The sequence below is a fragment of the Microbacterium memoriense genome, assembly GCF_025398275.1.
In the GTDB taxonomy this organism is placed as follows: domain Bacteria; phylum Actinomycetota; class Actinomycetes; order Actinomycetales; family Microbacteriaceae; genus Microbacterium; species Microbacterium memoriense.
In genome coordinates, this window is record NZ_JAODOR010000008.1 from 22,309 (window position 1) to 36,762 (window position 14,454).

Annotated in this window: 14 protein-coding genes; 5 read left to right on the plus strand and 9 right to left on the minus strand. The window is 69.7% G+C overall.

Going from position 1 to position 14,454, the window contains the following annotated elements:
- Positions 1–26: 26 nt before the first annotated feature.
- Positions 27–959, plus strand: coding sequence for a pyruvate formate-lyase-activating protein (gene pflA, locus N4R40_RS06525; RefSeq protein ID WP_261606562.1), 933 nt, complete (start codon positions 27–29; stop codon positions 957–959).
- Positions 960–1,062: 103 nt separating this feature from the next.
- Here the strand turns inward: pflA and dxr are convergent, their stop codons facing one another.
- A complete protein-coding gene (gene dxr, locus N4R40_RS06530; protein ID WP_261606563.1) occupies positions 1,063–2,145 on the minus strand; it encodes a 1-deoxy-D-xylulose-5-phosphate reductoisomerase in 1,083 nt (360 codons plus the stop codon).
- 22 nt (positions 2,146–2,167) lie between these two features.
- Positions 2,168–3,151, minus strand: coding sequence for an FKBP-type peptidyl-prolyl cis-trans isomerase (locus N4R40_RS06535; RefSeq protein ID WP_261606564.1), 984 nt, complete (start codon positions 3,149–3,151; stop codon positions 2,168–2,170).
- A gap of 104 nt (positions 3,152–3,255) precedes the next feature.
- Here N4R40_RS06535 and N4R40_RS06540 point away from each other — a divergent pair, with 104 nt between their 5' ends.
- Entirely contained in the window at positions 3,256–4,035 is a 780-nt protein-coding gene (locus N4R40_RS06540; RefSeq protein WP_407665841.1) for a lysophospholipid acyltransferase family protein, read from the plus strand.
- On the opposite strand, the gene N4R40_RS06545 is transcribed toward N4R40_RS06540, so the two are convergent.
- Positions 4,004–4,492 (minus strand): OsmC family protein, encoded by a 489-nt coding sequence (locus tag N4R40_RS06545; protein WP_261606565.1) that lies wholly within the window; start codon positions 4,490–4,492, stop codon positions 4,004–4,006. The genes N4R40_RS06540 and N4R40_RS06545 overlap by 32 nt on opposite strands.
- Positions 4,493–4,570: 78 nt before the next feature.
- Here N4R40_RS06545 and N4R40_RS06550 point away from each other — a divergent pair, with 78 nt between their 5' ends.
- Together N4R40_RS06550 and ald are read left to right on the plus strand one after the other, a co-directional pair.
- The gene (locus N4R40_RS06550; RefSeq protein WP_261606727.1) at positions 4,571–5,560 is read left to right on the plus strand and encodes an asparaginase; all 990 of its coding nucleotides are present in this window, start codon (positions 4,571–4,573) and stop codon (positions 5,558–5,560) included.
- A 46-nt stretch (positions 5,561–5,606) separates the two neighbouring features.
- Entirely contained in the window at positions 5,607–6,722 is a 1,116-nt protein-coding gene (ald, locus tag N4R40_RS06555; protein WP_261606566.1) for an alanine dehydrogenase, read from the plus strand.
- Positions 6,723–6,813: 91 nt separating this feature from the next.
- On the opposite strand, the gene N4R40_RS06560 is transcribed toward ald, so the two are convergent.
- The 3 genes from N4R40_RS06560 to N4R40_RS06570 form a co-directional block, all read right to left on the minus strand.
- Positions 6,814–9,540: an FtsK/SpoIIIE domain-containing protein gene (locus tag N4R40_RS06560; protein ID WP_261606567.1), complete on the minus strand. Its 2,727-nt coding sequence runs from the start codon at positions 9,538–9,540 to the stop codon at positions 6,814–6,816.
- Positions 9,541–9,606: 66 nt separating this feature from the next.
- Positions 9,607–10,395: a PP2C family protein-serine/threonine phosphatase gene (locus N4R40_RS06565; protein WP_261606568.1), complete on the minus strand. Its 789-nt coding sequence runs from the start codon at positions 10,393–10,395 to the stop codon at positions 9,607–9,609.
- Positions 10,396–10,468: 73 nt separating this feature from the next.
- Entirely contained in the window at positions 10,469–11,251 is a 783-nt protein-coding gene (locus N4R40_RS06570) for a large exoprotein (protein WP_261606569.1), read from the minus strand.
- 178 nt (positions 11,252–11,429) lie between these two features.
- On the opposite strand from N4R40_RS06570, the gene N4R40_RS06575 reads away from it, so the two are divergent.
- A complete protein-coding gene (locus N4R40_RS06575) occupies positions 11,430–11,885 on the plus strand; it encodes a DUF4282 domain-containing protein (RefSeq protein ID WP_261606570.1) in 456 nt (151 codons plus the stop codon).
- 2 nt (positions 11,886–11,887) lie between these two features.
- On the opposite strand, the gene N4R40_RS06580 is transcribed toward N4R40_RS06575, so the two are convergent.
- The 3 genes from N4R40_RS06580 to atpD form a co-directional block, all read right to left on the minus strand.
- Complete coding sequence (locus N4R40_RS06580) at positions 11,888–12,637, minus strand: YaaA family protein (RefSeq protein WP_261606571.1); 750 nt, start codon at positions 12,635–12,637, stop codon at positions 11,888–11,890.
- 96 nt (positions 12,638–12,733) lie between these two features.
- Positions 12,734–12,994 (minus strand): F0F1 ATP synthase subunit epsilon, encoded by a 261-nt coding sequence (locus N4R40_RS06585; RefSeq protein ID WP_261606572.1) that lies wholly within the window; start codon positions 12,992–12,994, stop codon positions 12,734–12,736.
- Between the two features lies 1 nt (position 12,995).
- Positions 12,996–14,444, minus strand: a complete 1,449-nt coding sequence (gene atpD / locus N4R40_RS06590; protein WP_261606573.1) for a F0F1 ATP synthase subunit beta — start codon at positions 14,442–14,444, stop codon at positions 12,996–12,998.
- Positions 14,445–14,454 lie beyond the last annotated feature (10 nt).

Consider the following 14,454-nt stretch of genomic DNA (forward strand, 5'->3'; position numbering starts at 1 on the left):
CGGGATCAACAGAGAGAGTCGATGACATGGCTGCGACGATCCTGCGTCGCCCCGAGTGTGACGTCGCGGTGAAGAGCGACGTCCCCGCCGACGCGGTGCGCCTGGAGGTCCCCCTCCAGGCGCCCGCGCTGCGGCGCGCGGGCGCCGGTCTCGATGGGCTCACCACCTCGGACGCTTCACACCACGACCGCCTCACGGCGATGCGCGAAGGACGCCTCGGATCGGTCCATTCGTGGGAGCTGGTGACCGCGGTCGATGGTCCCGGGACCCGCCTGACGACGTTCCTCAGCGGTTGCCCGCTTCAGTGCCTGTACTGCCACAACCCCGACACGATGGCCATGAAGAACGGGCGGAGCGTCACCAGCGACGAGCTGCTGACCCGCATCCGCCGCTATCTCGCGGTCTTCCGCGCGACCGGCGGCGGCATCACGCTCTCCGGCGGCGAGGTGCTCATGCAGCCCGCGTTCGCCGCGCGCATCCTTCGCGGAGCGAAAGAACTCGGCGTGCACACGGCGTTGGACACGTCGGGCTATCTCGGCGCTGCGGCGACGGATGCGATGCTCGACGACGTCGATCTCGTGCTCCTCGATGTCAAGAGCGGCAACCCCGACACGTATCGGAAAGTCACCGGGCGTGAACTCGAACCCACGCTGCAGTTCGGACGCCGACTCGCCAAGCGCGCGGACGGACCCGAGGTCTGGATCCGTTTCGTGCTGGTGCCGGGCCTCACCGACGACGTCGACAACGTGGAGAAGGTCGCGGAGTACGCAGCCTCGCTCGCCCTCATCCGGCCCGGCATGGTGACACGGGTCGAGGTCCTGCCGTTCCACCAGATGGGTCGTGACAAGTGGGATGCGTTGGGCCGTCGCTATGAGCTCGACGGAACGCCGGCGCCCGCACCCGAGCTGACCGAGCGCGTGCGGGCACAATTCCGCGCGCACGGCCTGCCGACGTACTGATCGCGGTTCCCCCGACACCGATCAGTCGCACGACGACGTGCAGCGATCGGCCTGCCGCCCCCCGGCGGGCCGATCCGCGTCGTCGACACTCGGGTCCGCGGCCTCAGGCGCGCGCGATGCGCGCGTCGGCCGCGCGGCGCGCCCAGCTCTCCGCATCGACGAGCGCCTCTCGAGACAGCACCGCGGGCGCGTCGTGGGCGTCCACGGTCGCGGAGACCGTGTCGACGATGCCGGTGAAGCTCAATCGTCCCTCGTGGAAGGCATCGACGGCTTGCTCGTTCGCCGCGTTGAAGACTGCCGGGTAGGTGCTGCCGGCGCGACCGACCTGACCCGCCAGTGCAACCGCGGGGAACGCCGTCTCGTCGAGCGGCTCGAACGTCCACGTCTGCGCACGGGTCCAGTCCAGCGGCACGCCGACCCCCCCCACCCGATGCGGCCAGTCCAGTCCGAGCGAGATCGGTAGCCGCATATCCGGCGGTGAGGCCTGGGCGATGGTCGAACCGTCGACGAACTCGACCATCGAGTGGACGATCGACTGCGGGTGCACGACGACGTCGATCGCGTCGTAGTCCACGCCGAACAGCAGGTGGGCCTCGATCACTTCGAGACCCTTGTTCACGAGCGTCGCGGAGTTCGTCGTGACGACCCGACCCATGTCCCACGTGGGATGAGCGAGCGCTTCCGCAGGTGTGACAGCCGACAGCTCGTCGCGCGTACTCCCCCGGAAGGGCCCCCCGGATGCCGTCAGCACGAGCCGGCGCACCTCCGCAGGTGCGCCGGCGCGTAGCGCCTGCGCGATCGCCGAGTGCTCCGAATCGACGGGCACGATCTGCCCCGGTGCGGCGAGCCGACTGACCAGCTCCCCGCCGACGATGAGCGACTCCTTGTTCGCCAGGGCGAGCGTGCGTCCGCACTCGAGTGCCGCGAGCGTCGGGCCGAGTCCGACGGAGCCGGTGATGCCGTTGAGGACGACGTCGGCATCCACATCGCGCACGAGCTGTTCGGCCTCATCGGCGCCGACAGCCGTGTGCACGACACCGAACTCGGCGGCCTGGGCAGCCAGGGTTTCCGTGTCGTGACCGACGGCGAGACCCACGACCTCGAACCGCTCACGCCGCGAGCGGATGACGTCGAGGGCTTGCGTGCCGATCGAGCCGGTCGAACCGAGGATCAGGATGCGGCGCATGCCGTCAGCCTACCCAGGAGCTCTACTGAGCTGCGGCGGGAGCCGGCGTCGCGGTACCGAGGATGTCCACCACGAAGACGAGCGTGTCACCCTTCAGATCCGTGGTGTTGATCTCACCCTCGCCGTAGCCGTCGGCAGGAGTCATACTGACCAACACCTGCGAGCCGACCGTCTGACCCTCCAACGCCTGGCGGAAGCCGTCCACGACCTGGGTCGTGCCGAGCGGGATGGGCACGCCGCCCTTGGACCACGTCGAGTCGAATTCTTCACCGTTCGACCACCGCACACCCCGGTACTGCAGCAACACCTGGTCGCCCGGCGCGACGGTCGCGCCGTCGCCCTTCTTGAGGTCGACGACCGTCGTCTGGGCGAGCGGTTCGGCATCCGGGATCGTGATCGTAGGCGCCCCGGACTCATCGAGAGTGACCGTCGGCAGGCCCGCGACGGGATCCTGCGCCTCACCCCAGGCGGCCGTGGGCGTGACACCGAGCACATCGATGACGTAGAGGAGCGAGGGGTTGGCCTCATCGGAGGTGGCCGCCGCGAGCGCCAATCGGGAGCCCACCGTGGCGCACCCGAAGATCTGTCCGCCGCTTTCCGGCGAGACCTGCTCGGGGAGAACCTCCCCCGCCGTGTAGCCGGTCTGTGACAGCACGTCGCCGGTCACCCCGTCCACGATCGTGGCGGCATAGTTCACGAAGTCGCCTGCAACGAGCGGCTCACCGTCTCCTTCGACCATGACCGTGCGCTCGATCGTCAGGCCGTCGATGTCGATCGGCTTCGCGAAGTCCAACGTCGGCACGGACCCGATATCGCCGGACGCGGAAATGCCGTCCGAGATGTCTCCACTCGGCGCCGCGGCAGAACACAGATCGCCGGCAACCCCTCCGGTGGCGCTCGGCGTGGCCGAGTCCTCACCTCCGCCGGCGCAACCGGCGAGCAGAACAGCCGCAACGGCGGCGACGGACAGGGCGGCGAACGGGCGCAGACGCACGAGAAACCTCACGGGTGGATTGACGGGGGTGCTTTTCCATCCTGTCGTAGTTTCTTCTGTCGGGGCTGTGAGGCTCCCATACCGGGCGCGGCATGAATCGGGAGTAACCTCTTGTAGTGACTGAAGAGCAGGAGACTCCGCCCGACGAGGCCGCGCCCGCTCCCGAACGCGTATCCGGTGTCGGAGCGACCTACTACGTCATCCGCTGGTTGCTCGCCCCGCTGGCCCGGATGATCTACCGCCCCCGCATCGAGGGACGGCGCAACGTCCCCCGCACGGGCCCGGTGATTCTCGCGAGCAACCACCTGTCGTTCATCGACTCCTTCCTCATCCCGGCGTTCGCGCCCCGCCCCGTGTACTTCCTGGCCAAATCGACCTATTTCGAGGGCTCGGGACTGTCCGGGTGGTTCAGCCGGAACTTCTTCACCGCGATCGGCGCGACTCCCGTCGAACGCGGCGCCGGCCAGGCAGCCCTCGAAGCCCTCGACCAGCAGCGCCGCATCCTGGCGTCGGGACGCGCGATCGCCCTCTATCCGGAAGGGACGCGGTCCCTCGACGGGCGCCTGTACAAGGGGCGCACCGGCGTGGCGTTCCTCGCTCTGGAGACCGGCGCGCAGGTCGTCCCCGTGGGTCTCGTGGGAACGAACGAGGCCATGCCCGTCGGCGCGAAGTGGCCGCGAATGTCCCCCCGCGTCACGGTCCGCTACGGCGAGCCCATCGACCTCTCCGCGCACGGCCCGGCGACATCCGGTCGCGCGCGCCGGCTCGCGACCGACGAGATCATGGCGGCGATCCACGCCCTGTCAGGCCAAGAACTCGCGGACGCCTACAACGAGGCCCCCGCGGCCAATCCGGTCCAGCGACTCAAGCAGGTGCTTCCGCACGAGCGGCGGTGACCGTCGCCTCGTGGCGCACGGGGAAGTTCACACTGTTGGCGATGAAGCACTGCGCATGCGCCTGCACGTGCGCCGCGTGCGCCGCCTCGATCATGGATGCTTCGGCCACCACGACGGTGGGCTGCAACAGCACGTCGGTGAAGGCGCCCCCGCCTCGCCCGTCTTCGACCATCGTTCCGGTCGCGGCATCCTCGTAGGACACGACGACCACGCCGGCCTGCACGCAGGCATAGAGGTAGGAGAGCAGGTGGCACTCGCTGAGGGCCGCCAGGAGCAGATCCTCGGGGTTCCACTTGGCGGCGTCGCCGCGGAACGGACGGTCGGCGGAGGCGGCGAGAGGCGGCTTTCCCTCGATCTCGACAGTCACCGAACGGTCGTAGTCCCGATACCCGCTCGTCCCCGTGCCCCGGTTGCCGTCCCAGCGGCTGCGCAGGCGATAGTTGTGCTGCCCGATCATGCGGCCAGTCTGCCACGCCGCACACAGGCTCTCTCCGGCAGGGCCGAACCCGGGCGGTAGGCTGGCGCGGTGGCAGTCGTGAGCGGAACCGTGAGTGTGGCGTCGTCGGTGGAGCTTGCCGTGGTCGAGCGCAACGGATTCGTCGAATCGCGCCATGCGGGGGCCGCCATCGTCTTCGGCCCGGACGGCGTGCCCGTCCTCACGCTCGGCGACGTCGAGACACCGGTGTTGCCCCGGTCGAGCCTCAAGCCGCTGCAAGCCCTGGCGTGCGCCTCCGCGGGTGCGGGTCTGGACGGCGAGCGCCTCGCCCTGTCGACCGCGAGCCACTCGGGAACCGATCGTCACGTGGCCGTCGTCCGCAGCATCCTCGAGACAGCCGGTCTCGGCGAAGACGATCTGCAGTGCCCGGCCGCCTGGCCCACCGACCGCGGGACGCGTGACGAACTCGTGCGCGAACTCAGCCAACCGTCCCGCATCCGCATGAACTGCTCCGGCAAGCATGCCGCCATGCTCCTCACGTGCGTCGCGAACGGCTGGGACACCGCGACTTATCTTGCGCCCACCCATCCGCTCCAGGCCCACATCCGCGAAGTGATCGAACGCCTCACCGGGTCGCGGATCACGACCACGGCGATCGACGGATGCGGCGCTCCCGTCCACGCGATGAGCCTGTCCGCACTCGGACGCGCCATCCACCGCATCGGCACCTCGTCGGAACGCTCACCGTTCGCGCTGCACCGCACTGCCGGGACACTCGTACGCGCCGTCCGCGACCACCCGTGGGCGATCGACGGCCCGGGCGGGCAGGACACGATCATGATCGAACGCCTCGGTGTCTTCGCGAAGGGCGGCGCCGAGGGCGTCCAGGTCATGGTGGCCCCGAACGGCACCACCGTGGCCCTCAAACTGCTCGACGGCGGTGACCGTGCGAAGGCGGCGATCGCCCTCGCGCTCCTCGCCCGCGTCGGCGCCGTGCCGGCTGCCGAGATCGCCGCCACCATGGCAGAGCTTCCGCTGACCGTTTCGGGCGGCGGACAGGGCGTCGGGTCCATCCGGCCGACGGTGTAGCCGCGTCGCCCTCCCAGAAGGAGGCAGGGGCGCAGAAAGGGTAGTCATGCGCATCTGTGTTCCCACCGAGATCAAGAACAACGAGTACCGAGTCGCCCTCACACCGGCGGGCGTGCACGACCTCGTCGCCGCCGGACACGACGTGCTGGTCCAGAGCGGTGCGGGCGCCGGGTCGTCGATGACGGATGCCGAGTATTCCGCCGCCGGCGCCGTGCTCGTCGATGATGCCGCTGAGGTCTGGGCGCGCGCCGAACTGCTCCTCAAGGTCAAGGAGCCGATCGAGAGCGAGTACGGCTATTTCCGCGACGACCTCGTGCTGTTCACGTATCTGCATTTGGCGGCCGACCGCCCGTTGACCGAGCGCCTCGTTGCCTCCGGGATCACCGCGATCGCGTACGAGACCGTCGAACTTCCGGGCGGCGGCTTGCCCCTGCTGGCTCCGATGAGCGAGGTTGCGGGCCGCCTGGCGCCGACCGTCGGCGCGGCGACGCTCATGCGCTCAGCGGGAGGCCTCGGGCTTCTCATGTCCGGTGTGCCCGGTACCCGACCGGCGGCCGTCACCGTGATCGGCGGCGGGGTCGCGGGCGCCAACGCAGCCCTGATCGCGGCAGGTCTCGGCGCGGATGTCACGATCTTCGACACCAACATCCAGCGGTTGCGCTTCCTCGACGATCACTTCCAGGGGCGGGTGAAGACGGCGGCATCGAACCCGCTCGATCTCGATCGTGCCGTCGTCGGCAGCGACCTCGTGATCGGCTCAGTCCTCATTCCGGGCGCGAAAGCCCCGAAGCTCGTCACGAACGACATGGTCGCGCGGATGCGGCCGGGCTCGGTGCTCGTGGACATCGCGGTCGATCAGGGCGGATGCTTCGCCGATACGCGTCCGACGACCCATGCAGAGCCGACCTTCCCGGTGCACGGAAGCGTCTTCTATTGCGTGGCGAACATGCCCGGCGCCGTGCCGAACACCTCGACCTCAGCGCTGACGAATGCGACGCTCCCCTACATCCGCCGTCTCGCGGGGAGCGGCTGGCGCGCAGCGCTCGCCGCCGACACGGCGTTGGCCGCCGGCCTCAACGTCGCGAGTGGTCGGGTCGTGAACCCCGGCGTCGCATCGGCGCACGGACTCGAGCCCGCACCTCTGGCTGAGATCCTGGGCTGAGCCGCCGCGCCGTGCGCTCAAAAATGGCCGCATGTTGCCCCTTCGGCGGGCGGACGCATCCATGTGCGCCCACTGTTCCGGGCGAACCGGCTCAGACAAGGCGCACGCGGGACACAGGGGCCTCCGGGCTCAGTCGCCACGCGCGGTCGACGCCAGGCGCTGCGAAAGGCGGGAGCTCGCGCCGCCCCGTGAGCGTGCGGTATTCGGCTGCGCAGGCGGAGTCGACGATCAGCTCACCTTCGGCGCGGCACGCCGCGAGCACCGCCCACCGCCCGAGCCAGACTTCGGGACTCCCCCACAGCAGCACGCCCGGCACGGGCGTCGCTCCCGGTTCGTCGACGGGACGGGTGGGGATGCCGACGCTCGCGCACCACGCGAGAAATCCGCGCGTGCGGGCCCCCGCCGGGGCGACGATCCCGAGCGGGTGCGGCCCCGGGATCCACGCCGGGACCGGCGGGACGGTGACTGCGACGGCCGGGGCGTCGACGAACTGCACGAGTCGGCGCGCCCACCGGCCGCGTCCCGGCGGGAGATCCACCAGGAAGTCCCCCGCGTCGCCGCCCGCCGCGACATGGTCGGCCCGGGAGGGGAGCATCAGCAGCGCGCGCTGCGGAAGGAGATCCGCCGCGCGGGCGACGGCGCCGCTGAGTCGCGCCGTCGAGAACACCAGTCGGATGTCGCGGCCGCGCGCCTCGCGGGAAGTGCGCTCGAGCATCCCCAGCCATTCCGCCGCGTACTCCAGACCGAGGCGCGCCGCGACCACATCGGCGTCGTCGACGATCACGGTCGTACCACGCTCGACATCGTCGATCCCGGCGAGCGCATCCCACGCGTGTTCGAGGTCCGCGGACACCCACACCACCGAGCCCGCCTGAGCGGCGACGGCACGCAGGAGCGTGGTCTTGCCCGATCCGGCGCTCCCGACGACCGCGAATCCGCCACCGTCGGCGCCGAGTCGCAGCAGCGGCTGCCGCTGCGCCGAGGGGTCGTCCACGCGGCCGAGGATGATCTCCCCCGCCCTGCTCACCCCTGCCAGCGGCACGCGTTCCGGGAGCGCGGGGAGCCACGGCGCACGCGCACGCTGCGGCGCGGATGCCGTGATGAGGTCGGCGATGGTCTCGGGCGCACAGAGCGCCACGCGTACCGTGAGCGGTGCGAGGTCGGCGGCGCGCCGCACGAGCGCCAGGCCACGGGCGTGCGCGAGACCGGACAGGTGCGCGGCGTCATCGGTACCGAGCACCGCGCGCGAGTCCGCGGCATCCGTCACCCGCATCGCGATGCGCAGCGGCGCATTGGCCAGAACCCCCTCGCGAAACGATCCGGCCGCACGCTGCGAGGCCAGGATGAGGTGCATGCCCAGCGCCCTCCCGCGCGCGGCGATGTCGCCGAAGAGATCATGCAGGCCGGGATGCGCCCCGACGAGGGCGGCGTACTCGTCGACGACGATCACGAGGCGGGGCAGAACTCCGGCGACGCCAGCGATATCGCGCGCGTCGTGCTCGGCCAGCGTCCGTTCGCGGTGACGGATCTCGGCGTGCAGACTCTCGACCGCGCGAACCGCCTGCGCGTCGTCGAGATCGGTCAGCACACCCGTGACGTGCGGAAGACCGACGAGCGAATCGAAAGTCCGGCCGCCCTTGAAGTCCACGAGGAGCAAGCTCACCTCCTGCGCGGATCGTCCACGGCAGAGCCCCGCGATCCACGTGGTGAGCAGTTCGCTCTTTCCCGAGCCGGTCACGCCGATGACGACGGCGTGCGGTCCGTCCTCGACCAGATCGATCACGACCGGCTCGCCCGCGGCCACCCCGATCGGCGCCGACAAAAGCCCGCCGGATGACGGCGCCGCCTGGAACACCTCGGCGAGCGCCGTCGCCGCATCCGCCCGCTGCCCCAGTGATCGCTGAGCGCGCTCGGCGAGAATCTCCACCAGCCTTTCGGCCTGCTCGATCGACACCGCCTCGACCTCGACGCTCTGCGAGCGCCCGGCGTGATCGAGCCGGGCACTCCGCGGTGAGAGCACGGTCAGCACCGCGGCGCACCGCGGGGGCGGGGGCGCGCCCTCCTCGAGGCGGATCACCGGGATGTCGACACCCGCCGGCAGCGCCCGCCCACCATCGCCGACGTAGAGGAGTGCGCCTCTCGTCGCCTCGGCGTGCGGAAGCCCTTCCGGAAGCCCCGGTCCCGCGACGCGCACCTCGCCCGGTGCCTGCGCGAGGCAGATCTGCAACGCGAGCGCGCGGACGACCGCGGCGGCGAGCACGGGAGGCCCGGCCACGGCGATCCCCGCTCTCAGGGGAATGACGATCGGCGCATCGGCGAGCGCACGTGCCGCCTGCCGTATGGCACGCTCACGCTCGGTGTGCGGCGCCCCCTCGAGGCGCAGATCGCTCGCTCCGAGGCCGCGTCCGATCACCACCGCGTCGGCTCGTCCGGGTACGGGGCGCCAGATCTCCGCGGGATCACTCGCGTACCCCAGAGTGTCGGGATGCCGCGCCCACCGCGCACGCCGCTCCCCCGCGTGACGCTGATCCACCGCGGCCGACACGGCGTCCGCGAGCCGCTCCGCATCGCGCCGCGCGGTCCGCCGGCTCTTCCGCCGTCCGCGCAGACCGTCACCGAGCGCTGCGAGCGCGAGCAATGGTCCGAGCGCCGCGAACCACAGCGCGTAGATCGAACCGGTCAGCATCCACAGCGCGACGGCGCCGATCACCGGAACCACGGCGGAGAGCAGCGGAAGAGGCGGTCGCGGTGCCTCCGGCGGGGGATCAGGCAGTCGCAGGGGTCCGTCGGTGTCGAGGTCGATGTCGTCTGAGCGCACCGCCGCAGTCAAGCGTGTCGGTGTCCGCCGCGGGGAGGCGGGAGACAGATCGGTGGATGACGTGCGTCAGTCGGTCGTTGGGGAGGAGACTGTGCGCTGCACATTCAGCACGACGATCGTGACGTTGTCGCGGCCGCCGTTCTCGAGTGCGGCCTCGAGCATGGCATCAGCCGCGTCGGTCGGATCCGCGTGCTGCAAGAGGAAGTGCAGAATGCCGTAATCCGTGAGTTCTTTCGTCAGCCCGTCGCTGCAGACGACGAACCGGTCACCGTCGACCACGTCGAGGCGGACGTAATCGGGCGCGACGCCGTCGCTCGGGCCTACCGCGCGGGTGATCACGTTGCCGTACGGGTGATTCTCCGCCTCTTCGGGAGTGAGACGCCCGGCCGCCATGAGCTCTTGCACCACCGAGTGGTCCGTCGTCACCTGGGCGAGCCCACCGTCGCGGAAGAGATAAACGCGGGAGTCGCCGATGTTCAGGGTGACCCAGGTGGGTTCGGGTGTCGTGGTGTCGAGGTAGACACCTGTCACGGTGGTCCCGGTGCCCTCGTCGGTCGCTTCGGGGTGGCCCGCGATGTCTGCGACGGCCCGGGCCAGGGCCTTCTCGATCGTCTTCGGCGAGACATCGCCCTTCTCAGCGACGGCGCGGAGGCGATCGACTGCGCTGGCGCTCGCGATCTCCCCACCGATGTGTCCACCCATGCCATCGGCCACGACGAACAGCGGGTACAGGGTCAGGACGGCGTCCTGGTTGATCTCGCGACGCCGGCCGCGATGTGTGAGCTCGGACCACTGCAGAGACAGCTCACCGTCCGCAAGGGGGACGCTGCGCGAGACAGTGGCGGATTCGGACACGGTCACACTCTAGTGGACGCCTCCCCCGCGCCTGCCTTCCGGCACGGAGGGGCGCGCCCCGGTGCATGGCCGATCAGAGCTTGGGGTCACCCGTGGGCGCGGGAGGCGGCTCGTCCGCGGCGGGCGGCGGTGTGACCCCGGTCGGCGGCGCCGGAGGGGTCGCGCCAGCGGGCGGCGCGGGCGGCGGCTCGTATCCGACCGGCGGGGCTGGCGGCGTGGTCCCGGCAGGCGGCGCGGGCGGCGGCGTGTAGCCAGCCGGCGGCGCGGGAGGCGCGTGGCCGACGGGCGGAGCGGGAGGCGTGTAGCCGGGTGCGGGAGCAGAGCCGGCGGGCGGCACCGATCCGGGGGCCGGCTGCGGCTGAACCGGCACACCCGCCCAGACCGTCGAGTCGGCCAGCAACGAGTTACCCGCCCACGGCGCCGGACCGACGACGGGGTTCCAGCGTGAGCGGTCGAAGGCGTTGATGCCGAGCCAGACGAGCGCGAGGAACACGTACAGCACGACCCAGGGGGTCTGCTTCTGCAACTTCAGTCCGACGCGCCACGCCGCGATGGCGCTGACGGCGAGCGGGAGGAGAGCCACGATCCCGCCGATCACCGGGACCTGGTTCAACACGGCCGCAGCGCCGATGGCGATCAGCATGGCCCACGGGCTCACATCGCCGAGCTTCGCGAAGACCATGAAGTTGTAGACCGGCACCCACGCCCGCCATTTGCCCTCGACGCCGGCCTTCTCGAAGACCTTCATGAGGAAGAACGAGCCGATCACATACGCGGCGATCGCGACGATGAACAGAAAGAATCCGAAGATCAGAAGTGCCGCCGCAGCAGCCGTAGACCCTGTGTTGTCGAGCATGTGAAACATCCTCCCCGAGGCGACATGCGTCGCCTGCTGCGCACCGCCCCAATGGCCGCGCTGAGTCACATCGTAGTGAGCGCGCGTGACGGCGCGCTGCCATGTTTCGGCCGCGTCGGATGCGCGTGGTGTCCTCGGCTCGCTAGCCTGGCCAGAGCACCCATCGAAAGGACCCGCCATGAGCGACTCCACGCCTCCCCCGCTGCCCCACCAGCCTGCCGCTGAGGCCGCCGCGGCGCCCGCGCCCGGCGTGGCCGGCGTCGATGACACCGGAGTACGTCGCCTGGACGGCGAGATCGACTCGATCGGCCGCGGATTCCTCTCGGCACTGTTCGACATCAGCTTCACGCACTTCATCACGCGACGGCTCGCCAGCGTCTTCTACCTCGTCGGACTCGTCGCGATCGGGATCGGCTTCGTTTCGGCGTTCTTCGGCGGCATCATCTCGGGCATCAGCGCGCTGTGGTGGAACCCGGGCGGCGGCATCGCCCTGATCATCTCGACCCTGATCGTCGTACCGGTGCTGGCGTTCCTCGCGATCGTCGTCGTGCGCTTCGTGATTGAAGCGGGCGTCGCCCTCGTCGCCATCGCTGAGAACACGGAGCGAACTGCCGCGCACACGCAGCGCGACTGACGTCAGACCACGAGGTCGAGTTCTCCGGGGCGACCGCCTCGCAGCATCCATCCGCGCGCCTGCGCCCACCGGCACAGACCCGCGGCCGTGTGCACGGTCGGTCTTCCCTCCGCCAGGGCGCGGACGAACGCACCCTTCGCGTGCTTGTTGAAGTGGTTGAGCGCGCGCACAGCTGCACCCTCCTCCTCGGTCACGACACGGACGTAGACCGACGGGACGCCGGCGGGTACCGGCCCGAGCGCGACGTACGCCTCCGATCGCAGATCGATCACAAACGGCGGCGCCGCGTGCGCGAGGGCCGAACTCACGGCATCCGCCCACACACGACGCAAAGGAGCGACCCCGGGCAGTGACGCGCCCGCGGCGAGGCGATAGGTCGGAAGGCGGTCGAGCGCGCCGACGGGGCCGAACGGCGCGGAGTGGATCATCACGTGTGCACCCAGCCACCGCCGTCCGGCGGAGGTGAGAGTCGCAGCGTCCACCGCGTCGAAGAGCACACCGGTGTAGCGGTCGATCGCCGGCATCGTCGGAGAGCTGCGGAGGGCGGCGTTGTCGGCGATCTCACCCCGCTGACGATCGGAAAGCTTCAGCACCCGCGCGGCAGCATCTGGCTCGGCGCTGAGCGCGACGAGCGCGTCGGTCACCGCCGCACGCTGCGCGAAGAGCGAGGGGAAAGCGAGCGCATCGAGATCGAGCGGGGAGTTGTCACCGCCTGACCGTTTGGTCTCACTCGGGGGCAGCAGCACGAGCATGGGGTCTCCCGGGAAATGCGAGAAACCACCCCCGCGCCCGGCACCACGTCAACCGTGATGTCGGGCGCGAGAAGTGGTTTCTCGGGCGATGCGAGCTCAGGACGCGAGCGAGGCGTGACCGGCGACGATCGTCAGCTGGTCGGCTTCCATCGACAGGAAGCCGTCTTCAGCCGTCGCGACGACCTTGGTTCCGTCGGCCTGGGTGATGCGCACCTGACCTTCGGCGAGGATCGCGAGCACGGGCTCGTGGCCGGACATGAAGCCGATCTCGCCCTCGACGGTCTTGGCGACGACGAGGCTCGCCTCGCCGTGCCAGACCTCCTCCTCGGCGGAGACGAGGGTGACGGTCAGCGCCATGTCAGCCGTTCTCCTTCTGGATCTGCGCCCACTTCTCTTCGACGTCAGCGATGCCGCCGACGTTGAAGAAGGCCTGCTCGGCCACGTGGTCGAAGTCACCCTTGACGATCGCGTCGAACGACTCGATGGTCTCCTTGATCGGGACCGTGGAGCCCTCGACACCGGTGAACTTCTTCGCCATGTAGGTGTTCTGCGACAGGAACTGCTGGATGCGACGGGCACGCGAGACGACGATCTTGTCCTCTTCGGACAGCTCGTCGACACCGAGGATCGCGATGATCTCCTGCAGTTCCTTGTTCTTCTGAAGGATCTGCTTGACCGCAGTCGCGACGCGGTAGTGGTCGGCGCCGATGTAGCGCGGGTCGAGGATCCGGCTCGTCGAGGTGAGCGGGTCGATCGCGGGGTACAGACCCTTGGATGCGATCTCACGGCTGAGCTCGGTGGTCGCGTCGAGGTGCGCGAACGTGGTGGCCGGGGCCGGGTCGGTGTAGTCGTCGGCGGGGACGTAGATCGCCTGGAGCGAGGTGATCGAGTGTCCACGCGTCGAGGTGATGCGCTCCTGGAGCACACCCATCTCGTCGGCGAGGTTCGGCTGATAACCCACGGCGGAGGGCATGCGGCCCAGCAGCGTGGAGACCTCGGAACCGGCCTGCGTGAAGCGGAAGATGTTGTCGATGAAGAGCAGCACATCCTGCTTCTGCACGTCGCGGAAGTATTCCGCCATCGTCAGTGCGGAGAGGGCCACGCGCAGACGCGTTCCCGGCGGCTCATCCATCTGACCGAAGACGAGGGCGGTCTTGTCGAAGACACCGGCCTCTTCCATCTCGGCGATCAGGTCGTTGCCCTCACGGGTACGTTCACCGACACCAGCGAACACCGACACACCGCCGTGGTCCTGCGCGACGCGCTGGATCATCTCCTGGATGAGCACGGTCTTGCCGACACCGGCACCACCGAAGAGACCGATCTTTCCACCCTGCACGTACGGGGTGAGCAGGTCGATGGACTTGATGCCGGTCTCGAACATCTCGGTCTTCGACTCGAGCTGGTCGAAGTTCGGCGCCTGGCGGTGGATGCCCCAGCGCTCGGTGATCTCGACGGTCTCACCGGGCTCGAGGTTGAGGATGTCACCGGTGACGTTGAAGACCTTGCCCTTGGTGACGTCGCCGACGGGAACCGTGATCGGGCCGCCGGTGTCGCGCACTTCCTGGCCGCGGACCATACCGTCGGTGGGCTTGAGCGAGATGGCGCGCACGAGGTCGTCACCGAGGTGCTGGGCGACCTCGAGCGTGATCTCGGTCGATTCGCCGGAGATGGTGATCGTGGTCTTCAGCGCGTTGTAGATGCCGGGAATCGAGTCGTGCGGGAACTCGATGTCGACGACAGGGCCGGTGACGCGCGCGACCCGGCCGACGACCGTGGTCGCTTCGGCGGTGGCGGTGGTGGTCATTGGTGTCTCT

Coding starts and splice junctions, on each gene's coding strand:
- pflA (WP_261606562.1), top strand. CDS start 27: ATGGCTGCGACGATCCTGCGTCGCCCCGAGTGTGACGTCGCGGTGAAG.
- dxr (WP_261606563.1), bottom strand. CDS start 2,145: ATGCGCCGCATCCTGATCCTCGGTTCGACCGGCTCGATCGGCACGCAA.
- N4R40_RS06545 (WP_261606565.1), bottom strand. CDS start 4,492: ATGATCGGGCAGCACAACTATCGCCTGCGCAGCCGCTGGGACGGCAAC.
- ald (WP_261606566.1), top strand. CDS start 5,607: ATGCGCATCTGTGTTCCCACCGAGATCAAGAACAACGAGTACCGAGTC.
- N4R40_RS06570 (WP_261606569.1), bottom strand. CDS start 11,251: ATGCTCGACAACACAGGGTCTACGGCTGCTGCGGCGGCACTTCTGATC.
- N4R40_RS06575 (WP_261606570.1), top strand. CDS start 11,430: ATGAGCGACTCCACGCCTCCCCCGCTGCCCCACCAGCCTGCCGCTGAG.
- N4R40_RS06580 (WP_261606571.1), bottom strand. CDS start 12,637: ATGCTCGTGCTGCTGCCCCCGAGTGAGACCAAACGGTCAGGCGGTGAC.
- N4R40_RS06585 (WP_261606572.1), bottom strand. CDS start 12,994: ATGGCGCTGACCGTCACCCTCGTCTCCGCCGAGGAGGAGGTCTGGCAC.
- atpD (WP_261606573.1), bottom strand. CDS start 14,444: ATGACCACCACCGCCACCGCCGAAGCGACCACGGTCGTCGGCCGGGTC.